Raw genomic sequence first — 25,693 nt, 5'->3', positions numbered from 1 at the left:
GGATGAGGGGGCGGTGACGAAACCGTCATGCTGCGATCACGATTCCGCACCGGCGCCGGCTCAAAGTGAAGGCTCCCGTCACGGATTTCCAGCAAGGAGCAAGCAACATGAACATTCCGCGCCCGATGATCGCCGTCGCAGTTGCCGCACTATCGATTGCGGCCTTCTCACAGGCGGTGGCCGCCCAATCCAGGACTCGGCAGGAAGTGCGTCAGGAACTGGTGCGCGCGCGCCACGACGGCGTGATCCCGAGCCCGAATCACGATTACCCGGCGAGCCCGGCTGCTATCGCGCGGAATCAGGACATTCATCGCTCGACTGTTCACCGCGGCGAGCAGGCGCCGATGGTCGATGCGCACGACAACCGTTTTGCGGTTCGTTGATCGTTCATTCACGGCCGGGCGGCGCGATGCGCGTCGGCCGTATCCATATGTGGAAAGGAGCGTGTCATGCGCAATATCGCGAAAGGAATCGTGCTGGCGGCGTGTCTTATGTCGACGACGGCGATGGCGGCCGGCTGGCCGGAACGTGCGCTGTCGCACGCGCCCGCCCATGACGTCGGCAGCCGTGCGAACGAGCGGATGCGCTGCGAATTCGCGGCCGTGCCCGCCGGCGCGTGGACCGCGACGTTCACGCGAGGGCAATGCGAGGTCGGCAACGGCCGGCTGACGTTCGTGCCGGCCGATGCCGGAAGCGAGTCGACGATGACGGAGAAGCGGATCGTGCTCGGCGATGTCCGTACCGCATCGCATCAGTCGCGCAAGCTGAAGGAACAGCTGCAGTTGACGACGCGCGATGAAGTCATCGCACTGAACGTGCTGACCGACGACGGCAGCCGCAAGTCGCGCGAACATGCGATCGACCTGTGGGCCGCGTTGCGCAACGCGGGCGTCACGCCCGTGAACGGCATGCGTATCGTCGATACGTACCCGACGGGCGCGACGACGTGGTAGCCGGCGCGTACGGCTTATCCGGCCTTCACCGACCCTTCGAGCAGGAAGAACACGATGAAGCCGATGAAGAACGCGGCCGTTGCGAACGGCGTTTCGGGCACCTCGTGCGCTTCGACCAGCAGTTCTTCGGTCACGAGGTACAGCAGCGCGACGGTGCCGAGCCCGAGCAGCGCCGCGTAGAGGTTCGCCGGCAGGCCGGCAAACGCTGCGTTGCCGGCCACGGCCGCGAGGCTCAGCAGCGCCGCGAGCCCGACCGGCACGACAATGGATAGCAGCCGGCCGATGCCGGCGGCGGCAAGCGCCGCGCTGACCGACAGCGCGAGGAACAACACTTCGAGCGTCAGCGCGACGGTCAGGATGATGCCGCTTTCGTCGCTGGCCGAGAACGCGATGCCGAGCACGAGGCCGTCGACGACGAGGTCGATCGCGGTGACGACGATCAGGCTCACAGGGAGCCGCGCTTCCTCGAAGCGTGTCTCGATCGCGCCCGACAGCGCGCGGATCGCGAGCATCAGCGCGAGGCCGAGCACGAACCCGACGACGACCGGAAACAGCGCATGCGCGCGGTCTTGCGGCAGCAGTTCGAGCGCGGCGGCCGCGAACACGATGCCGCCGGTGAAATGCTGGATGACGCTCGACGTCTTCGGGCCGGGCGCACGCCACGCGGCCGCGAGGGCGCCGAAACAGGCCGCCAGCACGGGCGGTAACGTGAGCAGCGCAAGCTTCGCGGTCGGTGTCATGAGGCCCCTCGGCGGTTGGCGTGCCGCAGCGCAGGCTGCGTCGCACGATCGTACGCGCCGGGTGTCGCCCCGGCATCAACCGGCGATTGAACACCTTGAAGCCGCTTCAAGGTCAAGGCATTTGACGCGGAGCGCACCGGTCGGCCGGCACGCCTGTTCCGGTCAAAGCTGCGCGAGCGCCTGGTCGAGGTCGGCGAGCAGGTCGTCGATATGCTCGATGCCGATCGACAGCCGCACCGTTTCTTCCTTCACGCCGGCCTTCGCGAGTTCGGCCGGCGACAGCTGCCGGTGCGTCGTCGACGCGGGGTGCGTCGCGAGCGACTTCGTGTCGCCGATGTTGACGAGCCGCGTGAACAGCTTCAGCGCGTCCTGGAACTTCGCGCCGCCGTCGCGGCCGCCTTTCACGCCGAACGTCAGGATGCCCGGCGCGCGGCCCGACAGGTAGCGTGCGACGAGCGGATGGTCGGGGTGATCGGGCAGGCCCGCATAGTTCACCCACTCGACGTGCTCGTGGCGCGCGAGATGCTGCGCGATCTTCAGCGCGTTGTCGCTGATCCGCTCGACACGCAATGCCAGCGTCTCGATGCCCTGCAGGATCTGGAACGCGTTGAACGGCGAGATCGCCGCGCCCATGTTGCGCAGCGGCACCACGCGCGCGCGGCCGATGTAGGCGGCCGGCCCGAACGCTTCCGTATAGACGACGCCGTGGTAGCTGACGTCCGGCTCGTTCAGCCGCTTGAAGCGGTCGGCATGGTCGGCCCACGGGAACTTGCCCGAATCGACGATCGCGCCGCCGAGGCTCGTGCCGTGCCCGCCGAGATATTTCGTCAGCGAGTGCACGACGATGTCCGCGCCGTGCTCGAACGGGCGCAGCAGGTACGGCGACGGCACCGTGTTGTCGACGATCAGCGGGATGCCGTGGCGATGCGCGACTTCCGCGAGCGCGGCGATGTCGGTGACGTTGCCGAGCGGGTTGCCGACCGATTCCGCGAAGATCGCCTTCGTGCGCGCATCGATCAGCGGTCCGAACGACGCGGGGTCGCGCGGATCGGCGAAGCGCGTGGTGATCCCGTACTGCGGCAGCGTGTGCGCGAACAGGTTGTAGGTGCCGCCGTACAGCGAACTCGCGGACACGATGTTGTCGCCGGCTTCGGCGATCGTCTGGATCGCGTACGTGACGGCGGACTGGCCCGATGCCAGCGCCAGCGCGCCGATGCCGCCCTCGAGCGCGGCGATCCGCTGCTCGAGCACGTCCGTGGTCGGGTTCATGATCCGCGTATAGATGTTGCCCTGGACCTTCAGGTCGAACAGGTCGGCGCCGTGCTGCGTGTCGTCGAATGCGTATGCGACAGTCTGGTAGATCGGGACGGCGACCGCGCGCGTGGTCGGGTCGGGGCGATAACCGCCGTGCACGGCGATGGTTTCGAGACGCCAGTTCGGATTGGCCTGATCGGTCATGGGTGCTCCGTTTGTTGTTGTGAAGGTCGAGGGTCCTGCCGTCGGGCGATTATAGGAGCACGTGCGCTGCGTTCCTTAGAACGAATGGTTGGTTGCTTATGGGGGCGTCGCGCATAGAATGCCCTTTTCCCGCAGACGAAAGGTGCGCGATGGATCAGGACCAGTGGAACCAGGTGGATGCGTATTTCTCCGCGACGCTCGTGCCGTCCGACGATGCGCTCGACGCCGCGCTGGCGGCAAGCGACGCGGCCGGGCTGCCCGCGATCAACGTCGCGCCGAACCAGGGCAAGCTGCTGCAGCTGCTCGCGACGATCCGCGGCGCGCGCCGCATCCTCGAAGTCGGCACGCTCGGCGGCTACAGCACGATCTGGCTCGCGCGCGCATTGCCGCCCGGCGGCACGCTCGTGACGCTCGAGCTGAATCCCGAGCATGCGAAGGTCGCGACGCGGAACATCGCGCACGCCGGGTTCGCGGAGGCGGTGTCGGTGGTAGTGGGCAGCGCGAAGGAGAGCCTCGCGCGGCTCGTCGACGCCGGGGAGGCACCGTTCGATTTCATCTTCATCGATGCGGACAAGGACAACAACGCGATCTATCTCGACGCGGCGCTGAAGCTGTCGCGGCCCGGCACGGTGATCGTCGTCGACAACGTCGTGCGGGGCGGGCGCGTGGCCGATCCGGACAATCGCGAGCCCGACGTGGTCGGCGTGCGCGCCGGGTTCGCGCGTCTCGCGGCCGAGCCGGCGCTCACGACGACGGCCGTGCAGACGGTCGGACAGAAGGGCTGGGACGGGTTCTCGATCTCGATCGTCGGCGCGTGACCTGACGCGTCAGTGCGCGCCGGCGGCCGCGTCGGCGCGGCGGTACAGGCGCGGCCACTGGTCCTGGAACAGCCCGTTGCAGGTGCCGTGCGTCGCGATGTCGTCGAGCAGGAAGCGCCGGCCGTCGAAGATCCACGACGCGGTCGAGCCGCAATCGCCGGCACTGCGCAACCGCACCTTGCTCGACAGCATCGCGCTGGCCGGATCGTAGCCGGCATCGGTCAGTTCGTTCGGGAACGATGCCGAATCGAGGCCTGCGTTCGCGTTCTCGCCGAAGTTCATCGCCGTCGGTGCGTACGGTGCGGTGCGCCGGATGCGATACCACAGGTCGGTGTGGTTATACATGCTGCTGGTCTGGCACGGGATCGCGACGAGCGCCTCGTCGGCCGAGATCGCGACGGCGCTCGACGCCTTCCTGCGATCGGCCGCGGACATTTCGTCTTCGACGTCGGCCGCGCATTGCTTCACGTCGGCGCCGAATTTTGCGAGCACCGCGTCGACGAGCGGACGCTGTTCGGCCGCCGACAGGTTCGCGACGGGCGGCGGCGCCGGCGTGACCGCGGGCGGCAGCGCCGGTGCGGGCGGCACCGACGACGCAGGCTTGGTGCCGGGGTGCAGCAGCGCGGTGACCGTGCCGATGCGGCCCTGCGTATCGTCGATCAGCAGCAGCGCGGCATTCAATCCCGACAACGGCGTACGCGCGGTGTGCGCCGATGCCGGATCGCCGAAGCTCAACGCTTGTGCGTTGCGCGATGCGGAGAGCCAGGCGGCCACCGTCGCCGGATCGTTCGTGCGGACCCGGAACGGGTGTGCCTGGTCGTCGCTCTTGTCGCCGAACGCATGCCATTGCGCCGGCACCGCGTCGAACGGGCGGCCGTCGACGCGTGCGGTACGCAGGTCCAGCGGCGCCGACGCGTAGAGGTCGAGCGACGGTTGCGCATCGGGGCCGGCATCGCGCGTCAAGCGCAGGATGAGCGTGGGGCGGGCATCGTCGATATCGTCCGCATGGCTTTCGGCCACGCAGCGATTGCCGTTGTCGCAGACGACCGACCAGCTCTTGAAATCGCGCTCGACCGGCGGCCGCGCGAGCGGGCGGGCCTGTGCAGCGATCGGGGAAACGGCGAGGAGGACGGCGAGGGCAAGCGGAAAACGGTGCGGCATGACGGTTCGTATCGACGGTGAAAGGGCGGGCGGAAGATGCCGGACTGCAAGCGCATCGTCAGCAAGCGGTGCAGGTCGAGTGCAACGACGCGAACGGCGACAAGTATACCGCTGCCGCGAAGTGCGATCGATGTCACGACCCGTCGCAGGCGGGTATGCATGTTGCCGGCGGGCCGGCAACAGCGGCAGATGGACCGACGGCGCGATGCCCGCAGGCACCGCGCCGTCCGTCTTTCAGCGACAGTCGACCACGTCGCGCAGGAACGTGTCGAGCATCGCCACGTCGCCCCACGGCCGCTTGTATTCGCGGTCGTGTTCGACATCGGCAAGCATCGACTCGACGAGCGCGTGGATCGCGGGCCGGCGCGGCCCGTACTCGCTTTCGTTCGCGCGCATCTTCAGCGCGAGCAACGCATCGAGTTCCATGCGCACCGCCGGCTCGTGCACGGTGCCGTCGACGAGATCGGCGAAGCGCATCGGCGGCATGCCGAGCCCCATGTCGATCCAGCGCACCGCGAGCAGCGGCCGCAGCACGTACAGGTACTTCTTGTAACGCACGGTGTCGCCTTGCAGATAGCCGCGAAAGTTCTTCTTCGCCATCGCGAGGTAGTGATGGCGCCCGCGTACCGGCGAGAAGAATGCCGCCGCCAGCGACCGGAGCCGCGGCGCCCAGCGTGCATCTTCGCGATACACGACCGGCGAGTCGAGCCATTCGAGCAGCGTCGGGTTCGAGCGGCGCAGCAGTTGCAAGGCCTTGCGCAGCTCCCAGCCGCTCACGTCGAGCTCGTCATCGAGCGGCCGCTCGATCACGTCGCGTTGCGCTTCGACGCTCAGGTACCAGTCGCGCCGATGCACGTACACGAAGCGCACGTCGTAGTCGCTGTCCGGTGACGCGAAGCCCCAGCCGCGGCTGCCCGATTCGCACGCGAACAGCACGCTCACGTCGTGGCGGCGCTCGACTTCCGCGAGTTCCGCCATCACGCGCGCCCGCACGGCCGGGGCGACCGGATGCGCGCTGCGCACGGGCGTCATGGTGTTTTCCGTTTTCATGGTTGTCGTTTCCCTTTCTTCGCGCGCGGCCGCCGGCCATCGGCCGCGCACCGCGCTATCCCTTCACGCACACCACCTGGCGCAGCGTGTACACCACTTCGACGAGGCTGCGCTGGGCCGCCATCACCGCGTCGATGTCCTTGTAGGCCATCGGGATTTCGTCGACGACGCCAGCGTCCTTCCGGCATTCGACGCCCTGCGTGGCCTTCACCTGGTCGTCGGCCGTGAAGCGGCGCTTCGCTTCGGTGCGGCTCATCGTCCGGCCCGCGCCGTGGCTGCACGAGCAGAAGCTTTCCGGGTTGCCGAGCCCGCGCACGATGAAGCTCTTCGCGCCCATCGAGCCCGGAATGATCCCCAGTTGCCCCTTCTGCGCGGACACCGCACCCTTGCGCGTCACGAGCACGTCTTCGCCGAAATGGCGTTCGCGCTGCACGTAGTTGTGGTGGCAGTTCACCGCGTGCTCGTCGACCGCGAACGGCTTCGCGATCACGCCGCGCGTCGCAGCGATCACCGCGTCCATCATGGCCTGCCGGTTGCGCCGTGCGTAGTCCTGCGCCCAGCCGACCGCTTCGACGTAATCGTCGAAGTGCCGGCTGCCTTCGGTGAAATACGCGAGGTTGCGGTCCGGCAGGTTCGCGATGTGCTGGCGCATGTCGGCCTGCGCGAGTTCGATGAACAGGCTGCCGATCGCATTGCCGACGCCGCGCGAGCCGCTGTGCAGCATGAACCACACGTGGTCCGCTTCGTCGACGCACACTTCGATGAAGTGGTGGCCGGTGCCGAGCGTGCCGAGATGCGCGTAGTGGTTGGTCTTTTCCAGCTTCGGATACTTGTCGACGATCCGCTGGAAGCCCGGCTGCAGCGACTTCCACGATTCGGTCACGGCGGCCGGCGTGCGATCGCCCCACGCGCCCGGATCGCGGCGGCCCGGCGCGCGGCCGTGCGGCACCGCGCGTTCGATCGCGCTGCGCAGCCCGCCCAGCGAATCCGGCAGGTCGGACGCTGTGAGCGTCGTGCGTGCGGCCATCATCCCGCAGCCGATGTCGACGCCGACCGCGGCCGGGATGATCGCGCCCTTCGTCGGAATCACGCTGCCGATCGTCGAGCCCTTGCCGAGGTGGACGTCCGGCATCACCGCGATGTGGCTGAAGACGAACGGCATCTGCGCGGTGTTGCGCAGCTGCGCGCGCGCTTCGTCCTCGACGGCGACGCCTTGCGTCCACATCTTCACCGGCTTGCCGTTCGCCAGTTCCATTACCTGATAATCCATGCGATTCATTTGCTCACCTGATTCATTCGATCGTCCGGCGCGACACGCGTGTGCCGCGCCGGGTCCTGCATTACGTGCCCTTGATGCTGACGAGTCCGTTCAGCACCTGGTCGAGGCCGCCGAACACCGAGATGCGATCGATCCGTTCCGCGACGCGCTCGAGCGTTTCCAGCTCCTTGAGCCGCAGCGCGGTCGGGTTTTCTTCCATCACCTTCGCGGTGTTCAGCAGCGAACGCGTGGCCGCCGTTTCCTCGCGGCGGCGAATCACGTTCGCCTGCGCGGACTTCTCCGCCTCGACCACCTGCGCGAGGATCGTCTTCATGTCGCCCGGCAGCACGATATCCTTCACGCCGACGCTGCGCACGTCCACGCCCGAATCGCCGAGACGGGCACGCACCTGCGCGATCACGACCTCGTCGATCGACTGCTTGTCCTCCAGCAGCTCGTCGAGCGAGCGCGTGCCGACCGCCGAGCGCAGCGCGAACTGCAACTCGCGGTACAGGTGCTCGACCGGCTTCTGCAGCTGGCCGAACGCATGCAGCACGTCCGCATAGCACCACGTCGCCGACAGGTTCAGCCGCAGCGCGACCTTGTCGCGCGTCAGGATTTCCTGTCCGCCGACTTCGATCGCCTGCAGGCGCAGGTCGACGAGCTCGACCGCGACGTCGCGGTTGAAGCGCCAGAACGCCGAGGTACCCGCGTCCAGCAACCGCTCGATCTTGCCGTCGATCTTCAGCACACCGACGTGGTACGCCGGCACCTGTGCCAGCAGCACGCCCGTCAGGCCCGCCACGCCGCGCGCCCGCAGCGCCGGTTGCGCGATGCGCTTCACGAGCGCGGCCGGCAGCAGGCTGTCCTGCGTGAGGTCGACGCGTTCGAGACGGTGCGCGGCCAGGCCGCGCCAGTACAGCCGGCGCGTACCGGGCGCCAGGATCTCGACGAGCACGTCGTCTTCATAGCGCAGGCCCGCTTCGTCGTCGGCGAGATCCATCGCGACGAAGTACCGCGCGAGCACGTCCGGTGCGTCGTGACGCAGGTAGTCGGCCAGCGCGGCGTCGGCGAGCGGCGCGTCGAGACGCGCGGTCTGCACCGACAGGCGCTTGAACGGATCGAAGGCCTTGAACACGCCCGGTTCCAGCACCTTCACGAAATCGCCTTCGCTCATCAGCAGCGCGCGTTCGTTCTTTTTCACTACATGACGCATCCACATATTCTTGTCCTTTTTTTCAATGACCGCCGGGTGACGCGCATCGTGCGGATCGCGGTGCGACGCAACCGGGCGGGCGGCGCGCTGGCCGGCGTCGAAGTGCACGGCGACGCATCCTGCATCGCGTCGTCGTGCGCATTCGCACCGGCCGTGCGGCCGCCCGGCCGATCGCGCGGAACCGCAACCGGTCCGACGCGCGGCGGGCCTGTCGGCCCGCACCGGCGGGTACTGCTTTCATAACGAGACTGTCCTTGCGGACAGTGTTCGAGCGGGATTCGAACCCGCCACCGGCCGGCTTTCGCCGGCTGCTCCACCTGACTGAGCTTCCGAACAATGGGCGCTCCGGGATTCGAACCCGGACGAGGCATCCTGGCGCGCGCCCCTTTGCCTTCATCTGTCCATGGCGGCATGCGCTGCCGCGACGAACGAGGTTCGGCGGCGGCGCACCAGCAGGGCTTGTTGAACCCTGGCTCGCGGGCCAGCGGGACATCCGGCGTCTTCTATTTAGCGAGGAGCGTGCCAGTGGGCGTGTTTGCGCGTTGAATATTTTTAATTCATTGAAAGTAAAGGGGATTTTTTGAGGCGGGTTTCTTTGGGGCGATGCTCTGTGGATATGTCATCCAGGGAATCCGATACAATGGGATCGCTTCTTATCCCATGAGATAAATATGCGAAAGACCGTCGCCATCGGTTTCCTCGGCACCGTGCTCGACCAGGGCGGCCGCGCGCCGCGCCGTTACCGCAAATGGCGGCCGACGATTTCGCTGTGCGAGCAGCCCGACCTGCCGATCGACCGGCTCGAACTGCTGCATCCGCAGGACTACACGCGTCTCGCCAACCAGGTGCGGGACGATCTTGCGCGGCTGTCGCCGCAGACCGACGTGCGGCTCACGCCGGTCACGCTCCACGACCCGTGGGATTTCGAGGAGGTCTACGCGACGCTCCACGACTTCGCACGCGCGTATCCGTTCGACCTCGAGCACGAGGATTACCTGATCCACATCACGACCGGCACGCACGTCGCGCAGATCTGCTGGTTCCTGCTGGCAGAAGCGCGCTACCTGCCTGCGCGCCTCGTTCAGACGGGGCCGCCGCAGCGGACCGACGAGGGGCCGAGCGGGCCGGGCACGATCTCGGTGATCGATCTCGACCTGTCGCGCTACAACCGGATCGCGCAGCGCTTCACGCGCGAGCGCGACGAAACGGTGTCGTTCCTGAAGGCCGGCATCGCGACGCGCAACGCGCGCTTCAACGCGCTGATCGAGCAACTGGAGCGCGTGGCCGTGCGTTCGCGCGCACCGATGCTGCTGGTCGGCCCGACGGGCGCCGGCAAGTCGTTTCTCGCGAAGCGCGTGTACGAGCTGAAGCGCGGCCGCCATCGGCTCGCGGGGCCGTTCATCGAGATCAACTGCGCGACGCTGCGCGGCGACGCGGCGATGTCGACGTTGTTCGGTCACGTGAAGGGCGCGTTCACGGGCGCGCAGTCGGCGCGCGCGGGGCTGCTGCGCGCGGCCGACGGCGGGCTGCTGTTTCTCGACGAGATCGGCGAACTCGGGCTCGACGAGCAGGCGATGCTGCTGAAGGCGATCGAGGAAAAGCGCTTCCTGCCGGTCGGCGCGGACGTCGAGGCGACCAGCGATTTCGAGCTGATCGCGGGCACGCATCGCGACCTGCGGCAGATGGTGGCGGCCGGCACGTTCCGCGAGGATCTCTATGCGCGGATCAATCTATGGACGTACGAATTGCCGGGGCTCGCGGAACGCCGCGAGGACATCGAGCCGAACCTCGAATTCGAACTCGACCGCTTCGGCCGCGAGCAGGGCGAGCAGGTGCGTTTCAACGTGGAGGCGAAGCGGCGCTATCTCGCGTTCGCCGCGTCGCCGCGCGCGGCGTGGGCCGGCAACTTCCGCGAACTGTCGGCGTCGGTCACGCGGATGGCGACGCTGGCCGATGCGGGGCGGATTACCGAGGAACTCGCCGAGCAGGAAGTCGAGCGGCTGACGCGCACGTGGTCGTCGCCGGCGGGCGCGGGGGCGGTCGACATGTGCGTCGACGCAGTGTTCGGCGCGCGTGCGGCGGAACTCGACCTGTTCGACCGTGCGCAGCTCGAACGCGTGCTCGACGTGTGCCGAGAATCGGCGAGCCTGTCGGAAGCCGGGCGCACGCTGTTCGCAGTGTCGCGGCAGAGCAAGAAGCAACCGAACGATGCGGACCGGCTGCGCAAGTATCTCGCGCGGTTCGGGCTCGATTGGGAGGGCGTGCGGCAGGCGCTCGGTGGGGCGTGACGAACGCGGTGGCGCGGCTGGCGCGATTGGTCAGGCTGCCGCAGTCGCCGCGTCGTGAAACGGTGCCAGGAATCCCCAATCCGGGTGAGCCGCCGCGATATCCGCAAGTCCGCTCGCGAACGCATGCGCCGGCAGCCACGGATATCCGAACGCCGCATGCAGCGTGCCGAGCTTCAGCGACTGCGGATCGTCGACCGTATCCATCCGCGCGATATGAATATGCAGCGCGGCAATTCGCGCGACGTCTTCGCTTGCGTCATCCCCCGCGAACTGCCAGCGATACGTGCCATGCCCGATCCGCAGCGCGCCGCTGTCCTTCTGCCGCATCACGACGAGCCACGGCATGCGGCTGACGCCATGCGCGTCGACCCCCGGTTCCGTGCAGACGTAATAGGTCCGGCACTGCTCGAACCGCTCGCCGAATTCCTCGACCAGCGTGCGCGCAATGGCAGCCGCGCCGGTCACGCGCGGCGGAAAATCGATATCGTCGCTCGCGAGCGAAAAGCTCAGCTCGGCATCGGCCGCGAAGCAGTCGGCGATCAGTGGCGGATGGTTCAGGTCTTTCGCGCGCAGATAGCATTCGAGCAGCGCGCGAATCGTCGCGGGATGAAGCGGGAAGGGCATGGTCGAACCTCCAGTGTCGGAAAATCGGGCCGCACGATCCGGCATGCGTATGCGGTGGATACGCTGCCTGTCGTGGGCTGATGCGTGCTCGATAAAAGCGCCGTCACGCGCGGCAGATCGCGATGATCTCCGCGCTGGTCGCTTCGTCGAACGGTGCGCGTTGCCAGTTGCCGCACCACTCGGCCGACGCGAAACCGGCTGCCGCCACGCGTGCGAGCAGTTCGGGTTGCGTGATGAAACGCAGCCGGCTCGTGTTCGTCAGGAGCGTGTCGTCGCGGCGGAAGCGGTAGTGCGTGTCGAACGTCACGATCGCGCCGTCCACCGCACGCACCGCGTGATGGAGATCGACGCGTCCGAAGTCGTGCGATTCGACGCTGCTTGCCGACTGCGAGGGCGTCCATGCACGCCACGGCTCGACGCGCGGATTGCGGGTGTCGAACAGGAAGCGGCCGCCATCGGCGAGCACGCGTCGCACGCCATGCAGCGTCGCGTCGATTTCATCGTCGGTCAGCAGGCACTGGAACGCGTGCCCGGTCATCACGACCGCATCGAACGGCGCGCCGGGCGGCAGGCTGCCGAGTTCGCATGCGAGCCAGCGCACGGTGTCGGCGCCCGCTTGGCGTCGTGCGTACTCGATCATCGCCGGCGCCGGGTCGATCGCGATAACGTCATGCCCGGCCGCCGCGAGCCGGCGCGCGAACGTGCCGGTGCCGCAGCCGAGATCGAGGATGCGCCGCGGCGCGGCGCCGATCACGGCGGCATAGAACGCGAAGTCCTGATCGCCCGCGTTGAACAGGTCGTAGACCGAGACGAGGCGCGGGTCGGTGTAGAGGCGGTCCGGGTCTGCGGGCGTCATGCGGCCGCGCGGATCAGCGCTGCTGCACGGCCACACGCAGCCCGAGCGCGATGAAGATCGAGCCGATGATCTTGCCCTGCCAGCGCGTGAGCCACGTGAGCCGCTTCACGATGCGGCCGAGCGGGCGGATCGAGCACGCGATCAGCGTCGTATAGAGCGAGCTGAGCACGACGAAGATCAGCCCGAGCACCGCGAACTGCACGAACGTCGAGCCGCGCTCGGGGTGGACGAATTGCGGCATGAACGCGAGGAAGAACAGCGCGGTCTTCGGATTCAGCACTTCGGCGGGAATCGCCTGCAGGTACGCCTTGAGCGGCGTGACGGGCGACACTTGCGGCAGCGACGGATCGGACGCCTTCTCCAGCAGCGCGCGCACGCCGAGATAGATCAGGTACGCGGCGCCGACCAGCTTCACGACGTTGAACGCGAGCGCCGACGTCATCAGCAGCGCGGACAGCCCGACGGCCGCGAACAGCGTGTGTACGAAGTCGCCGCTCGCGACGCCCAGGCCGGTCAGGATGCCGGTCTTGCGCCCGCCCTGCACGGTGCGGCTCAGCACGAGCAGCACGGCGGGGCCGGGGATCAGGAACAGGCCCAGGACGACGGCCGTGAAGGTGGTCAGCGTGGTCAGGTCGAACATGGCGGCTCCGGCAGGTTGGCGCGGCGGCGGGGATCGGGGCATTGTATTCGGTTCGGCGTGCGGCTGCCGACGCGGCGCCCGAACGGCCCGACCGTGCCCGCGCCTTTCTGGTATAAGCACGAAACGACGCGCGGCACGGCGTCCGGCTTCTTCCACCGCCTACCGTCCCATGCGCGAGCTTCCACCGACCACCGATCCTGCCGCGGACGCCGAGATCTATCACGTGCCGCGTCCGCTCGTCGTGTTCGGCGGCTCGGTCGTCGAACCCGAATGGCGGCTGGAGCGGCACCGCCATCGCCAGGCGCAACTGCTCTATACGCTGTCGGGTGTCGTCTATTGCGAGATCGACGGCGGCGTGTGGAGCGCGCCACCCCAATGCACGGTATGGATTCCCGGCGACGTCCCGCATGCGGCGCGCGGCTCGGCCGGCGCGACCTTCTACGCGGTGCTGGTCGAACCCGACGCCGCGCTCGACCTGCCCGCGCACTGCTGCACGCTGTCCGTGTCGCCGCTGCTGCGCGAACTGCTGCTGAAGGCCGCGAGCTTCCCGAACCTGTACGACGTCGACGGGCCGCAAGGGCGGCTGATGGCGACGCTGCTCGACGAACTCGCCGCGGCGCCGGTCGAGGACCTGTACCTGCCGATGCCGGCCGATCGCCGGCTGCGCAAGCTGATCGACCATCTGCTCGACGATCCGGCCGACAGGTCGCCGCTGCCCGAACTTGCGCGGCGCGCGGGCATCAGCGAGCGCAGCCTCACACGGCTCGCGACGAAGGAGCTTGGAATGAGCCTCGGCGACTGGCGCCGGCGGCTGCACGTCGCGCTGTCGCTGCGGATGCTGACGACCGGCCGCCGTGTGCACCAGATCGCGATCGACCTCGGCTACGAGAGCGCGAGCAGCTTCGTGACGATGTTCCGCAAGGCGACCGGCAAGTCGCCGACGCAGTTCCTGACCGATCGGCAACGCTGAACGACCGGGGCGCGCCGATGTCCACGCGCGTTTGGCCGGATTGGAAAAGCAGTTGGCCGGGATGAGAAATGACGCGTTCGACCTCGATTCATAAAATGAGAATCGTTCTCATCTGGAGGTCGACATGCACATCAACACGACGGAATTCCCGTTTGTCTGGCTGCGTTACGGCGGTTCGACGCACCTCGAGCCCGCCCGACTGATCGCCGAACTCGACGCGTTGCTGGCGCGCGGCGAACGCTTCGTTCTTCTGACCGACGATGCGCCGTCCGGCGGCGATCGCGGCGACACCGACCACGAGATGCGCAAGCAGCTCGCGAGGTGGAGCAAGGCCCACCGCGCGCAGTCGCGCGAATGGATCCCCGCGATGATCGCGATCGAGCCCGATGCGGCACGGCGTGCGGCGCTCGATGCATTTTCGGGGGCGTTCGAGAAGGTCTGGGGCTATCCGTTGAACGCGGCCGCGACCCGCGACGACGCGCTGGCGCTCGCGCAGCGGCTGCTCGCCGAACCCGCGCGCAGCATGGCGGCGGCGAACGCCTGAACCGGCCGCCGCGCGAGCCGCGCGGCTTTCATCGACATCGACACGCATGCATGGCGCACGCACGCGCGCGCCGCGGCATGTCGCAACCACGCAGGGGTGACCGGTGGACAATCCGATCCGCGCGATGCGCATCTTCACGCGCATCGTCGAAATGAAGAGCTTTACACGCGCGGCGCTGGCGCTCGGCATCTCGCGCGCGACCGCGACGCGGACCGTGCAGGAACTCGAAGCGGCGCTCGGCACGCCGCTGCTGGTGCGTACGACGCGCGCGCTGCGGGCGACGTCCGAAGGCGACGCGTATTACCGGCGCTGCGTGAGCATCACGGCGGACGTCGACGAGCTCGAAGCCAGCATTCGCGGCGCCGCGCGGCACCCGAGCGGGCCGCTGCGCGTCGAGGTGCCGGCGTCGGTGGCCGGCGCGATCGTGCTGCCGGCGCTCGACGCGTTTCATGCACGGCATCCCGATCTCGTGCTGATGCTGGGCGTGGCCGGGCGCGCGGGCGATCGCGATGCCGATGCGATCGACTGCGCCGTCCGGCTGGGCGCGCTGCCCGATTCGTCGCGCGTCGCGCGCCGGCTCGGCTCGCTCGAACGCGTGACGTGCGCGAGCCCCGCGTATCTCGATCGCTTCGGCGTGCCGCGCACACTCGACGCGCTCGAGGCCCACCGCGCGGTCGGCGGCGCGCTGGTGTCCGGCCAGCGCACGGCCGAACTCGATTTCATCGCGGACGACGTCGTGCGCAAGGTCCGGCTCGACAGCATCGTCAGCGTGGACGACGAGCAGGCGTATCTGGCCTGCGGCGTGCATGGACTCGGGTTGATCCAGCCCACGCGCATCGCCGCGCAGGCGCTGATCGATCGAGGGCAGTTGCGGGAAGTACTGCCGCACTGGCAGCCCGAGGCGGCAGCCGTGTCGGCGGTCTACGTGAAGCGCCCGCATGTATCGCCCGGTGTGCGTGCGTTCGTCGACTGGATCGCCGAGCGTTTCGTGCAGGCCGCGCACGAACATGAAGGGATCGCGGCAGCGGGGGCAGTGGGGTGGCGGCCGGCGCTGCCGGGTGCAGCCGCTACCGGCGATCGCTACAGCGGGCTGGTGGCGGTGGCGTGACGGCAGCAGACCGACGGAAAGATCTCGAGCAGCGTTCGCGAGGCGGAACGCGCCGGCCATCCATCCGATCTGTATCGAACGGTGTAAATATTTTGGCGATTTAGCACGAAATTCGCCGGAATATTTTCATCGGAGGCCGAACGGCCAGCAGTGCAGCCGTATAGGGCGAGTCGGGCTGTGCGCGTGCATCGCGCATCGACAGCCGACACACACGGCGTATGGAACGGGCGCGCTACACCGCCCTGAGGCGCCCCAATTCCTCCGCCAGAAAATCGACGAACGCGCGAATCCGCGTGGACATCTGGTGACGCTGCGCGTACACCGCGTAGATGTCGGCGCTCGGCGTCTCGTGATCGGGCAGCACGACGACGAGCCGGCCGTCGGCGAGATAGTCGCGCAGGTCCCACTCCGCGCGCATCAGGATTCCGTGCCCGTCGAGCGCCCACTTCACGGCGATCTCGCCGTCGTTCGTCGTCAGGTTGCCGTTGATCCGCACGGCTTCCGTGTGGCGCGCCGCGCCGCGTCCGCTCGTCAGGCGCCAGACGCCGTAACCCTCGTCGCCTTGCCGGATGCCGATGCAGTTGTGCCGCGCGAGGTCGTGCGGCGTGCCGGGTGTACCGTGGCGCGCGAGATACGCGGGCGCCGCGCACAGCAGCCGGCGGTTCGGCGCGAGCCGCCGCGCGACGACGCGCGTGTCGGGCGGCTCGCCGAAGCGGATGCACACGTCGAACGCGTCGTCGGTGAGCGGCGGCGGCATCACCGACAGCTGCAGCTGCACCGACACCTCCGGATAGCGCGCGACGAAGCGCGAGATCGCGGGGCCGATGTGGCTGCGCCCGAACCCGAGCGTCGCGTTCACGCGCAGCAGCCCTTTCGGCCGCTGCTTCGCGCTGCCGAGCAGTTCGCCGAGTTCGTCCATCTGGTCGAGGATCCGGCGCGCGTAGTCGAGGTACACGTCGCCTTCGGGCGTCAGCATCATCCGCCGCGTCGTGCGGTTGACGAGCGTCACGCCCGCGCGCCGCTCCATCTGGGTGAGCCGCTTGCTGACGGCCGCCGCGGTCAGTCCGAGTTCGCGTGCGGCCGCGCTCAGGCTGCCCGACGCGGCCAGCGTCGAGAAGAAGCCGAGATCGGCCGGCTGGACGGTATCCGTCATGACGGGATTCATGAATTTTAGTTAAAGATGCTTTGAGTATAGCCCCGGTTTCTGCACTTCCGGTTCGGTAAAGTGCGGTCACGCTCACGATCAATCGAGGATGGCCGCATGAAGACTTACCGTATCGCAACGATTCCCGGCGACGGCATCGGCAAGGAAGTGGTGCCTGCGGCCAAGCAGGTGCTGGCAGCGCTGGCCCGCGGCAGCGACCGCTTTGCCTTCGAGTTCGAGGATTTCGACTGGGGGGCCGATTACTACCGCCAGCACGGCGCGATGATGCCGGCCGACGGCCTGGACGCACTGCGCGGCAAGGACGCGATCCTGTTCGGCTCGGCGGGCGACCCCGGCGTGCCCGACCACGTGACGCTGTGGGGGCTGCGCCTGAAGATCTGCCAGGGCTTCGACCAGTACGCGAACGTGCGCCCGACGCGCATCCTGCCGGGCATCGATGCGCCGCTGAAGCGCTGCGGGCCGGATGACCTGAACTGGGTGATCGTCCGCGAGAACTCCGAAGGCGAATACGCGGGTGTCGGCGGCCGCGTGCACCAGGGCCATCCGATCGAGGCCGCGACCGACGTGTCGATCCTCACGCGCGCCGGCGTCGAACGCATCATGCGCTTCGCGTTCCGCCTCGCGCAGTCGCGTCCGCGCAAGCTGCTGACGGTGATCACGAAGAGCAACGCGCAGCGGCACGCGATGGTGATGTGGGACGAGATCGCGAAGCAGATCGCGCAGGAATTCCCCGACGTGACGTGGGACAAGGAGCTCGTCGATGCGGCGACCGCGCGCATGGTCAACCGCCCGGCGTCGCTCGACACGATCGTCGCGACCAACCTGCATGCGGACATCCTCAGCGATCTCGCCGCCGCGCTCGCCGGCAGCCTCGGCATTGCGCCGACCGGCAACATCGATCCCGAGCGCCGCTATCCGTCGATGTTCGAGCCGATCCACGGCTCCGCGTTCGACATCATGGGCAAGGGGCTCGCGAATCCGGTCGGCACGTTCTGGTCGGTCGTGATGCTGCTCGAGCATCTCGGCGAATCGGATGCAGCCGCGCGCGTGATGCAGGCGATCGAGGCCGTGACGGCCGACCCGTCGCTGCATACGCGCGATCTCGGCGGCAATGCGACGACCGCGCAGGTGACGGCGGCCGTGTGCGAGCGCGTCGCACACGCGGCGGTCGCGGTCTGACGACCAGGCGGCAAGCGTCGAACGGCAATCGGCGCCCCGCCCGTTCATCGCCCCGGATTTTTCTGCCCGAGACTCGCGCATCCGACGCGAGCCGGGCTCCCGTCGCTCGTCGCCCGTTTCAGCGCGGTGCTGCCGAGCATTCACGGACAGAGCACGGCTCGACCTCGAAGGAGGAGACACATGCAAGCGGATCTGGAAACGCGCGTCGCGCGGAAACTGATGTGGCGCATCATTCCGTTCGTGATGCTGCTTTACTTCGTCAGCTTTCTCGATCGCGTCAACGTCGGCTTCGCCGCGATGACGATGAACAAGGCGATCGGCCTGTCGCCGACTGCGTTCGGGTTCGGCGGCGGCCTGTTCTTCATCGGCTACTTTCTGTTCGAAGTGCCGAGCAACCTGATCCTCCATCGCGTCGGCGCGCGCATCTGGATCGCGCGCGTGATGATCACGTGGGGGATCGTGTCGGCCGTGTCCGCATTCGCGGCGGGGCCGACGAGCTTCTACGTGCTGCGCTTCCTGCTCGGCATGGCCGAAGCCGGATTCTTCCCCGGCATCATCCTGTACCTGAGCCTGTGGTTCCCCGCGAAGCAGCGCGCGGTGGCCGCCGCGTGGTTCATGGCGGCCGCGCCGATCTCGACCGCGATCGGTTCGCCGCTGTCGGGCGCGATCATGCAGATGCCGCCGATGTTCGGGCTCGCGGACTGGCAGATGCTGTACATCGTCGAAGCGCTGCCGGCCGTCGTACTCGGCTTCGTCGTGCTGAAGTGCCTGACCGATTCGCCGTCGAAGGCCGCGTGGCTGCGTGCCGACGAGCGCGACTGGCTGATCGCGAAGCTGAAGGCCGAGGCCGACGCGCGCCACACGCATGCGGGGCACACGGCCGGTGCGTGGCAGGCGCTGCGCGATCCGCGCGTGCTGGCGCTCGCGCTGATCTACTTCGGCACGTCGGCGGGGCTCTATACGCTCGGACTGTGGGCGCCGCTGATGGTCAAGCAGTTCGGCTTCACCGCGCTGCAGACGGGCTTGTTGACCGGCATCCCGAGCATCGCCGCCGTCGTCGCGATGATCGGGTGGGCGCGGCATTCGGATCGCACCGGCGAGCGCACGTGGCACGTCGTGATCCCGTGCGTGCTCGCATGCATCGGCTTCGTGTTCGCGGGGCAGGCGAGCACCGCGCTGCTGACCGTGCTCGCGCTGGTCGTCGTCAACATCGGGATCAGCGCCGCGAAAGCGCCGTTGTGGGCGATGCCGAGCGCGTTCCTGTCGGGGGCTGGCGCGGCGGCGGGCATCGCGATGATCAACTCGATCGGCAATCTCGGCGGATTCGTCGGGCCGTTCGCGATCGGCGGGCTCAAGCACGCGACGGGCGGCTATGCGGCGGGGCTGTATGTGGTGGCAGGCACGCTCGCGGTGTCGGCGATCGTCACGCTGATGCTGAGCCGCAAGAGCGCGCGGGAAACGGTCGTGCCGGGGGTGCGGCATCACTCGTAAGCGCCGCACGTGCGCGGTGCAGGACAGCCGGACGGACACGTGGCGCATCCGTCCGGCTTCATGCATCGTGACGCGCGATCGACTTCAGCTGTGCGTGAGCGTCAGCGCATAGAACTTCACGACGGTGCCGGGCGTCGTCAGCGGCGTGCCGGACATGGCCGTCTGGTCGTAGTCGCCTGCCTTGAAGTAGAAACTCTCGCCGTCGAAGCTCGAATCCATCGTGAAGGTCTTGGTCGTGCCGTTCGCTGTGACGGTGATCGTCGTGCCGCTCAGGCTCATTGCGTAGCTGAACTTCTTGCCGACGCCGACCGTCGTGATCGGCGTGGTCGTCGACTTGCCGCCCTGGTTGGTGCTTTCGAGCAGCAACTGCACGACGCCACCGGACGTGAATTGCAATTCGCACAGCGGCTTGCTCGGGCCGGTGCCCTGGAAGATCTGGCCGATCGTCGTGTGATCGGGCACCTGCGTGACGGCCACCGTCGCATTCAGGCGGTTGGTGCCGGACGTCGACCAGATCGCGTTCTCGCGCAGCTCCGTGCGCGGATGCAGCGAGCCGGACGTCGTCCAGCCCTGCGTCGGGTCCATCATCACCATCGCGCCGTCGCTGCCGTCCGTGTAGAAATACGTCGGGTTCACGTAGCCGCCCGCGAGCGACGAACCGCTCACGGTGTCGACCTTGCCGGACGAGCCGGTCGGCAACTGCAGCGTGAACGGCGCGAGGTTGAAGTTCGAGCCGGGCGGGTTAGACGGACTGAGCGCCATCGCAGTGGCCTGCTGGCGTGCGGCCGCGGCCGGGCTGGCCGGGTCGTCACCGCCGCAGGCGGAAAGGAACGCAACGGACAGTACGGCGGCGACGCTCGGGATGATCCGGTTCTTCATGATGTCTCTCTCTGATGGTCCGTGGCGCGGCGCCACGTCGTGGATAACGTTTTCCTTTTTAGGCATTCGATCGCCATGCGGGTGATCGGTTGCCTGTAGAAAGCACTCCAAAATACAGAAAGCAGGTATGGCTCGAAGACGGCTGGGAAAATGGGAATGAAAAGCAGGAAATACGGAAAAAACGTAATGCTTTCGATCGGCTTTCCGCGTGGCCTGGGCAGTCGATCGGAGACGATGCTAGCAAGAAGCCTTGAAAGAGTAAACGTTTTCCTTCCCGTCGTGAAAGCACGGCTGGCTGCAAGGTCGCGGCACGGCAGCGCGTTCGCAACTTGCCATGACTGGCGCGACGGTACAGTGCCGTTGGTGCGTGACGTGGCGTGATGCGAATGCGGAGGGAAAGCGGAAAGGCGGGGAGAGGGGAAGCGGCAGGCCGTGTGCATGATGATGCGCCACACACACAACCTGCCCGACCGTGCCGCATCGAGCGATGCGGCACGGCGTCGAGCGAAGCGACTTACTTGTCGTCGCCCTTGATCTGCGGCAGCGCCGACGCCTCACCCGGCGTCAGCAGCCCGACTTGCGAGTACACGCGCAGCTTGTCGCGCGTATCGGTGATGTCGAGGTTGCGCATCGTCAGCTGGCCGATCCGGTCGCGCGGCGAGAACGTCGATGCCACCTTCTCCATCGACAGGCGTTCCGGCTGGTACGTGAGGTTCGGCGACTTCGTGCTCAGGATCGAGTAGTCGTTGCCGCGGCGCAGTTCGATCTTCACTTCGCCGGTGATCGCGCGTGCGACCCAGCGCTGGGCCGTCTCACGCAGCATGATCGCCTGCGGGTCGAACCAGCGGCCCTGGTACAGCAGGCGGCCGAGGCGGCGGCCGTTCTCGCGGTACTGTTCGATCGTGTCTTCGTTGTGGATGCCGGTGACGAGACGCTCGTACGCGATGTACAGCAGCGCGAGGCCCGGGGCTTCGTAGATGCCGCGGCTCTTCGCCTCGATGATCCGGTTCTCGATCTGGTCGCTCATGCCGAGGCCGTGGCGGCCGCCGATGCGGTTCGCTTCCAGCAGCAGCTCGACCTGATCCTTGAACTCGACGCCGTTCAGCGCGACCGGCTGGCCGGCTTCGAAGCGCACCGTCACTTCTTCCGCGGCGATCTTCACGTCGTCGCGCCAGAACGCGACGCCCATGATCGGGTTCACGATCTTGATGCCGCTTTCGAGGCTTTCCAGATCCTTCGCCTCGTGCGTCGCGCCGAGCAGGTTCGAGTCGGTCGAATACGCCTTCTCGGCCGACATCTTGTACGCGAAGCCCGCCTGGTTCATGAACTCCGACATTTCGGCACGGCCGCCGAGCTCGTCGATGAACGTCTGGTCGAGCCACGGCTTGTAGATCTTCAGATCCGGGTTCACGAGCAGGCCGTAGCGGTAGAAGCGCTCGATGTCGTTGCCCTTGTACGTGCTGCCGTCACCCCAGATGTTGACGCCGTCTTCCTTCATCGCGGCGACGAGCATCGTGCCCGTCACGGCGCGGCCGATCGGCGTCGTGTTGAAGTACGTGACGCCGGCCGTCGTGATGTGGAACGCGCCGCTTTGCAGCGCCGCGATGCCTTCGGCGACGAGCTGCGCACGGCAGTCGATCAGGCGGGCGCCGGCTGCGCCGTATTCGATCGCGCGTTTCGGGATCGCGTCGTAATCGTCTTCGTCGGGCTGGCCGAGGTTCGCCGTGTATGCGTAGGGGACGGCGCCCTTCAGTTTCATCCAGTGCAGCGCTGCGCTGGTGTCCAGGCCGCCGGAGAAGGCGATGCCGACCTTCTGGCCGGTCGGGAGGCTTTCGAGAATCGTGCTCATAGGAATAACCGTGGATTGAAGCCGGTGGGATCGTATTTCGCGGAATATGCGAGTATCGGCTGTCCGGGAAGTTGGGGCAAGGGCTGATTTTCGCGCGAAATGGTCGTCCGGCCTGTCGCGGCGGGCCTGACGGGCGGTTAACCAGGCGGAGAACGCGATGCGGAAAGGCGCGAAATCGCGGCCGAAACGGGCGTCGACGCGCGCCGTCGCGGGCCGGATTGGCGGGGCCGGATCGGCCGAAACGCACGGCCACCGCTGCCAGGGTGCCGGCCGATCGCATCGAAAGGAATTTGAAAGATGTCGGCTTGAAACCCGGAATCCGTCAGAACCTCAGATATTCCACGACTGTGCGGTATCCAGCAGCTTCTCGCGCAACTGATCGACTTCACCGGCCAGCTTGGCCGTGATCGACACGTAGCCGGACAGCTGCGGCGGCGGCGCGTCGTGCAGCGGGTCGACCGGCCGGCGGCGCGGCGCGAGCCGGCTCGGCGTGCCGAACTTGAGCGCGCGGCTCGCGCCGACCAGCGTGTCGCGGATGCGCCGGTTCAAGGTCTTCATCTCGACGCGCATGTATTCGCGGGCCACCACGTCGTCGCGGGCCGGCAGCGCGCTCGACAGGATCTCCAGATAGCCGATGCACAGGCGCAGGCTGCGCTGGATCGCCTCGAGCTGCATCATCGACGTCTCGCATTCCTTCGACACCGACGGCATCAGCGAGCGCAGCTGCACGAGCAGCGCGCTCAGCGCGGCCATTTCCTTCAGGTGCGCGTCGTCGCCGACCTGGCGGTCGCCCGCGAGCCGCGCGTGCACGGCCGCGCACGCGCGCAGCGCGTCGGCGAGCTTGTAGCGCCACGAGTAGGTCGCATAGAGCGGCAGCGCGAACGAGAACGCCAGCGCGATCGCGATGCCGGCCAGCACGTTCACCGCGCGCCACAGGCCGTCGACGATCTCGTTGTCGCCGTGCCCGGCGACGATCACCATCGTGATCGCCGACAGCAGCGCGATGTAGCCGGCCTTGCCGATCGCGTGATACGCGCAGACGCCGCACCAGACGGCCATCAGCAGGTAGATCGCGAACGGCGCGTGCAGGAACGAGTAGAGGAGGATCAGTCCGAGCCCCGCCAGTGCGCCGATCGACGTGCCGAGCGCGCGCTCGGCCGCCTTCTTGCGGATGTTGCCGTGGTGCTGCAGCCCGCCGACGACGATCAGAACGGTGATCGTCGACCACTCGCCGTGCGGGACGTGCAGGCCGGTGGACAGTGCGATCGACACGAGGACGGCGAGCGCGACGCGCGCCGCGTGGATCAGCTTCGCGTGCCGGTAGCGGCGGTACGGGTCGAGCAGCGGGCGGAGCGCGTTGCGCAGCAGGGGCGGCAGCCGGGTAGGGAGCGGGGTGGTCATGACGGAGCGGGGGTGGCGGGAACGCGCACGGCGGCGTGCGCGGGCAGGCGCCGCGCCGCTTGCGCAGCAGACGTCACGCTAACCGAACACGCGCGGGCTGTCCACGGCGCGGGCGCGGCGCCCGGCCGCGACGCGGGACGTCACGCGTCGGCCGTGGCCGGCGGCGCGTCCAGCACGCGGTTGCGGCCGCCGGACTTCGCGCGGTACAGCGCTTCGTCGGCGCGCCGCAGCAGCGTCGCGGCGTTCAACCGGCCGTCGGCGGCGGTCGCCGTGCCGATGCTGGCCGTGACGCGCCCGTACGGGCTCTTCACGTGCTCGATGCCGAGCCCCGCGATCGCGCGCCGGATGCCTTCGGCAACGGTGACCGCGCCTTGCGCGTCGGTGTCGGGCAGCGTGACGACGAATTCCTCGCCGCCGTAGCGCGCGACGTGGTCGCCGTCGCGGCGCAGGCAGCCCGACGCGGATTGCGCGACGCGGCGCAGCACGTCGTCGCCGGCCGGGTGGCCGTAGTAGTCGTTGAACGCCTTGAAGTGATCGACATCGACGAACAGCACGGACAACGGCCGGCCGCTGCGCGCCGCGCGCTGCGCCTCCTTCGCGAGCACCGTGTCGAACGTGCCGCGGTTGTCGAGGCCCGTCAGCGCATCGGTGCGCGCGAGCCGGTACAGCTTCGATTCGGCGACCTGCCGCCGCTTCAGTTCGCGCGACAGCGCGAGCGAGCCCCACGCGATGAACCCGGTGAACAGGCACATCAGCACGACGGTCCAGACCGTGCGGTGGTGCCACGACGCGTAGATGTCGATCTCGGCCGGCGCGACGTCGACGACCAGCGGCAGGCCGGCGAGATGCTTGTAGACGTAGATGCGCCGGACGCCGTCGATCGCGCCGGTACCGGTCAGCTCGCCGGTGCGGCTGCGCTGCGACTCGATGAACAGCGGCGAGTCGTGCAGGTCGAGGCCGACCACGCGCGTGTCGTACGGCAGCCGCGACACGAGCGTGCCGTTGTCCTCGACGATCGCCGCGCTGCCGTGCCGGCCGACCGCGAGGCCGTCGAGCAGCGCACGGAAGTAGTCGATGCTGAGCGTGCCGACGACGATGCCGCCGAAACTGCCGTCGGACCGCGTGATCCGGCGGCTGAGCGCGATCGTCAGCGCGCCGCCGCGCAGCCGGGAAGCGTACGGCCGGCTGATGTAGAGGCCCTGCGCGAGCCGGTCGCGATGCACGGCGAAATAGTCGCGGTCGGCGAAATTGCCTTGCCGGGCCGGCGACGCACTCGAATCGATCACGATATTGCCGTGCGGATCCATCACGAAAATCGAGCCGAGATACTCGCCGGTCGCCGCGCGGTCGAACAGCAGCCGGTGGCGCTGGCGCGGCGGCAATGTCATCAGTTCGGGATCGGTAACGCCGTCGACGACGTTTTGCAGCGACAAATCGTAGAGTTCGATATTGCGCGCGATATCGCGTTCGATCAGCAGCATCAGGTTGCGCGCATTTTCGACCGCATGGTCATACGCGTCGCGCCGTGCCTCGATTAATAGCGACGCGGAAAGTCCCCAACTGAACATCAGCAGCACGATGCCCGCAACGAGCACGCCGCGGGGCGAAAGAATGCGTGCCACGATCGACGCGGTATGGCGGCGCAGCGTGGCGGGCAGCGGGAGTGACTTCATCCTCGGGCGTGGCGGGGGGCGGATATTCGCGGGGGCTGGCGGTTCCGCGCGGATTATTTCGAATTAATCGGCATTATCTCGCGAATTCGTGATTTTCGCGTACGCATGCAAAACATGCATGCGGAAAGGTCGATTCTAAACGGTTACGCATCATTACCGCATCCAGCGCGGGGGATTTGATTTGAATCGATTATCAGTTTCGGTCTTTTTGTCTGATTAATAGCGTGAAGGCCGGTCGATATTACGCATCGGTGCGGTAATTGGCGGATTGAGACAGGCTTCGCCCGCGCATCGGCCGAAATGAAAAACCGCATGACCTCGAATAACGCACGGTTCTTGTCCCGGCACGCAGTGGCGGCCGCGACGACGCAG

Annotated in this window: 23 protein-coding genes and 1 tRNA gene; 9 read left to right on the top strand and 15 right to left on the bottom strand. The window is 67.7% G+C overall.

Annotated elements, in window-relative coordinates; all coding sequences use genetic code 11:
- Window positions 1-107: 107 nt before the first annotated feature.
- Together U5798_RS29865 and U5798_RS29860 are read left to right on the top strand one after the other, a co-directional pair.
- Entirely contained in the window at window positions 108-383 is a 276-nt protein-coding gene (locus U5798_RS29865; RefSeq protein ID WP_322084064.1) for a DUF4148 domain-containing protein, read from the top strand.
- A 66-nt stretch (window positions 384-449) separates the two neighbouring features.
- Window positions 450-953, top strand: coding sequence for a hypothetical protein (locus U5798_RS29860; protein WP_124455843.1), 504 nt, complete (start codon window positions 450-452; stop codon window positions 951-953).
- A 14-nt stretch (window positions 954-967) separates the two neighbouring features.
- Here the strand turns inward: U5798_RS29860 and U5798_RS29855 are convergent, their stop codons facing one another.
- Window positions 968-1,693, bottom strand: coding sequence for a hypothetical protein (locus U5798_RS29855; RefSeq protein ID WP_322084063.1), 726 nt, complete (start codon window positions 1,691-1,693; stop codon window positions 968-970).
- 162 nt (window positions 1,694-1,855) lie between these two features.
- Window positions 1,856-3,151, bottom strand: a complete 1,296-nt coding sequence (locus tag U5798_RS29850; RefSeq protein WP_322084062.1) for an O-acetylhomoserine aminocarboxypropyltransferase/cysteine synthase family protein — start codon at window positions 3,149-3,151, stop codon at window positions 1,856-1,858.
- A gap of 149 nt (window positions 3,152-3,300) precedes the next feature.
- Here U5798_RS29850 and U5798_RS29845 point away from each other — a divergent pair, with 149 nt between their 5' ends.
- Window positions 3,301-3,969 carry an O-methyltransferase gene (locus U5798_RS29845; protein WP_322084061.1) on the top strand — a complete coding sequence of 223 codons (669 nt, stop codon included), beginning with the start codon at window positions 3,301-3,303 and terminating at the stop codon, window positions 3,967-3,969.
- A gap of 9 nt (window positions 3,970-3,978) precedes the next feature.
- On the opposite strand, the gene U5798_RS29840 is transcribed toward U5798_RS29845, so the two are convergent.
- The 5 genes from U5798_RS29840 to U5798_RS29820 all read right to left on the bottom strand — a co-directional run bounded on the left by U5798_RS29840 (window position 3,979) and on the right by U5798_RS29820 (window position 8,990).
- The gene (locus tag U5798_RS29840; protein WP_322084060.1) at window positions 3,979-5,130 is read right to left on the bottom strand and encodes a DUF1176 domain-containing protein; all 1,152 of its coding nucleotides are present in this window, start codon (window positions 5,128-5,130) and stop codon (window positions 3,979-3,981) included.
- A 234-nt stretch (window positions 5,131-5,364) separates the two neighbouring features.
- Window positions 5,365-6,180 carry a nucleotidyltransferase domain-containing protein gene (locus tag U5798_RS29835; RefSeq protein ID WP_322084059.1) on the bottom strand — a complete coding sequence of 272 codons (816 nt, stop codon included), beginning with the start codon at window positions 6,178-6,180 and terminating at the stop codon, window positions 5,365-5,367.
- Window positions 6,181-6,235: 55 nt separating this feature from the next.
- On the bottom strand, window positions 6,236-7,459 hold the full coding sequence (locus U5798_RS29830) for an RtcB family protein (RefSeq protein WP_322084058.1): 1,224 nt from the start codon (window positions 7,457-7,459) through the stop codon (window positions 6,236-6,238).
- A 61-nt stretch (window positions 7,460-7,520) separates the two neighbouring features.
- Window positions 7,521-8,660 (bottom strand): slipin family protein, encoded by a 1,140-nt coding sequence (locus tag U5798_RS29825; protein WP_322084057.1) that lies wholly within the window; start codon window positions 8,658-8,660, stop codon window positions 7,521-7,523.
- A 257-nt stretch (window positions 8,661-8,917) separates the two neighbouring features.
- A tRNA-Phe gene (locus U5798_RS29820) sits at window positions 8,918-8,990 on the bottom strand.
- Between the two features lie 335 nt (window positions 8,991-9,325).
- On the opposite strand from U5798_RS29820, the gene rtcR reads away from it, so the two are divergent.
- A complete protein-coding gene (gene rtcR / locus U5798_RS29815; protein WP_322084056.1) occupies window positions 9,326-10,942 on the top strand; it encodes an RNA repair transcriptional activator RtcR in 1,617 nt (538 codons plus the stop codon).
- Window positions 10,943-10,972: 30 nt separating this feature from the next.
- On the opposite strand, the gene U5798_RS29810 is transcribed toward rtcR, so the two are convergent.
- The 3 genes from U5798_RS29810 to U5798_RS29800 form a co-directional block, all read right to left on the bottom strand.
- Complete coding sequence (locus tag U5798_RS29810) at window positions 10,973-11,566, bottom strand: nuclear transport factor 2 family protein (RefSeq protein WP_322084055.1); 594 nt, start codon at window positions 11,564-11,566, stop codon at window positions 10,973-10,975.
- A 103-nt stretch (window positions 11,567-11,669) separates the two neighbouring features.
- Window positions 11,670-12,422, bottom strand: a complete 753-nt coding sequence (locus U5798_RS29805; protein WP_322084054.1) for a class I SAM-dependent methyltransferase — start codon at window positions 12,420-12,422, stop codon at window positions 11,670-11,672.
- Between the two features lie 13 nt (window positions 12,423-12,435).
- Window positions 12,436-13,062, bottom strand: coding sequence for a LysE family translocator (locus tag U5798_RS29800; RefSeq protein WP_059237464.1), 627 nt, complete (start codon window positions 13,060-13,062; stop codon window positions 12,436-12,438).
- A gap of 169 nt (window positions 13,063-13,231) precedes the next feature.
- Here U5798_RS29800 and U5798_RS29795 point away from each other — a divergent pair, with 169 nt between their 5' ends.
- From U5798_RS29795 to U5798_RS29785, 3 genes are all read left to right on the top strand, one after another.
- Window positions 13,232-14,032, top strand: a complete 801-nt coding sequence (locus U5798_RS29795) for a helix-turn-helix transcriptional regulator (protein ID WP_322084053.1) — start codon at window positions 13,232-13,234, stop codon at window positions 14,030-14,032.
- Window positions 14,033-14,156: 124 nt separating this feature from the next.
- Window positions 14,157-14,576 (top strand): ATP--cob(I)alamin adenosyltransferase, encoded by a 420-nt coding sequence (locus U5798_RS29790; RefSeq protein WP_322084052.1) that lies wholly within the window; start codon window positions 14,157-14,159, stop codon window positions 14,574-14,576.
- 103 nt (window positions 14,577-14,679) lie between these two features.
- The gene (locus tag U5798_RS29785; protein WP_322084051.1) at window positions 14,680-15,684 is read left to right on the top strand and encodes a LysR family transcriptional regulator; all 1,005 of its coding nucleotides are present in this window, start codon (window positions 14,680-14,682) and stop codon (window positions 15,682-15,684) included.
- A 232-nt stretch (window positions 15,685-15,916) separates the two neighbouring features.
- Here U5798_RS29785 and U5798_RS29780 read toward each other — a convergent pair whose 3' ends face one another.
- Window positions 15,917-16,837 (bottom strand): LysR substrate-binding domain-containing protein, encoded by a 921-nt coding sequence (locus U5798_RS29780; RefSeq protein WP_322084050.1) that lies wholly within the window; start codon window positions 16,835-16,837, stop codon window positions 15,917-15,919.
- 108 nt (window positions 16,838-16,945) lie between these two features.
- Between U5798_RS29780 and U5798_RS29775 the strand changes: the two genes are divergently transcribed.
- Window positions 16,946-18,028: a tartrate dehydrogenase gene (locus U5798_RS29775; protein ID WP_322084049.1), complete on the top strand. Its 1,083-nt coding sequence runs from the start codon at window positions 16,946-16,948 to the stop codon at window positions 18,026-18,028.
- 180 nt (window positions 18,029-18,208) lie between these two features.
- Window positions 18,209-19,519 (top strand): MFS transporter, encoded by a 1,311-nt coding sequence (locus U5798_RS29770; protein ID WP_322084048.1) that lies wholly within the window; start codon window positions 18,209-18,211, stop codon window positions 19,517-19,519.
- An 84-nt stretch (window positions 19,520-19,603) separates the two neighbouring features.
- On the opposite strand, the gene U5798_RS29765 is transcribed toward U5798_RS29770, so the two are convergent.
- From U5798_RS29765 to U5798_RS29750, 4 genes are all read right to left on the bottom strand, one after another.
- A complete protein-coding gene (locus U5798_RS29765) occupies window positions 19,604-20,398 on the bottom strand; it encodes a polysaccharide lyase family 7 protein (protein ID WP_322084047.1) in 795 nt (264 codons plus the stop codon).
- A 514-nt stretch (window positions 20,399-20,912) separates the two neighbouring features.
- Window positions 20,913-22,247, bottom strand: a complete 1,335-nt coding sequence (argG, locus tag U5798_RS29760; protein ID WP_044848086.1) for an argininosuccinate synthase — start codon at window positions 22,245-22,247, stop codon at window positions 20,913-20,915.
- Window positions 22,248-22,577: 330 nt separating this feature from the next.
- On the bottom strand, window positions 22,578-23,648 hold the full coding sequence (locus U5798_RS29755; RefSeq protein ID WP_124455861.1) for an FUSC family protein: 1,071 nt from the start codon (window positions 23,646-23,648) through the stop codon (window positions 22,578-22,580).
- A gap of 140 nt (window positions 23,649-23,788) precedes the next feature.
- Entirely contained in the window at window positions 23,789-25,321 is a 1,533-nt protein-coding gene (locus U5798_RS29750; RefSeq protein ID WP_322084046.1) for a sensor domain-containing diguanylate cyclase, read from the bottom strand.
- Between the last annotated feature and the right edge of the window lie 372 nt (window positions 25,322-25,693).

Source organism: Burkholderia sp. BCC1972, from assembly GCF_905339605.1.
GTDB lineage: Bacteria > Pseudomonadota > Gammaproteobacteria > Burkholderiales > Burkholderiaceae > Burkholderia.
Note: the sequence above shows the minus strand (reverse complement) of the source record. Positions and strands in the feature narration are given on the sequence as shown.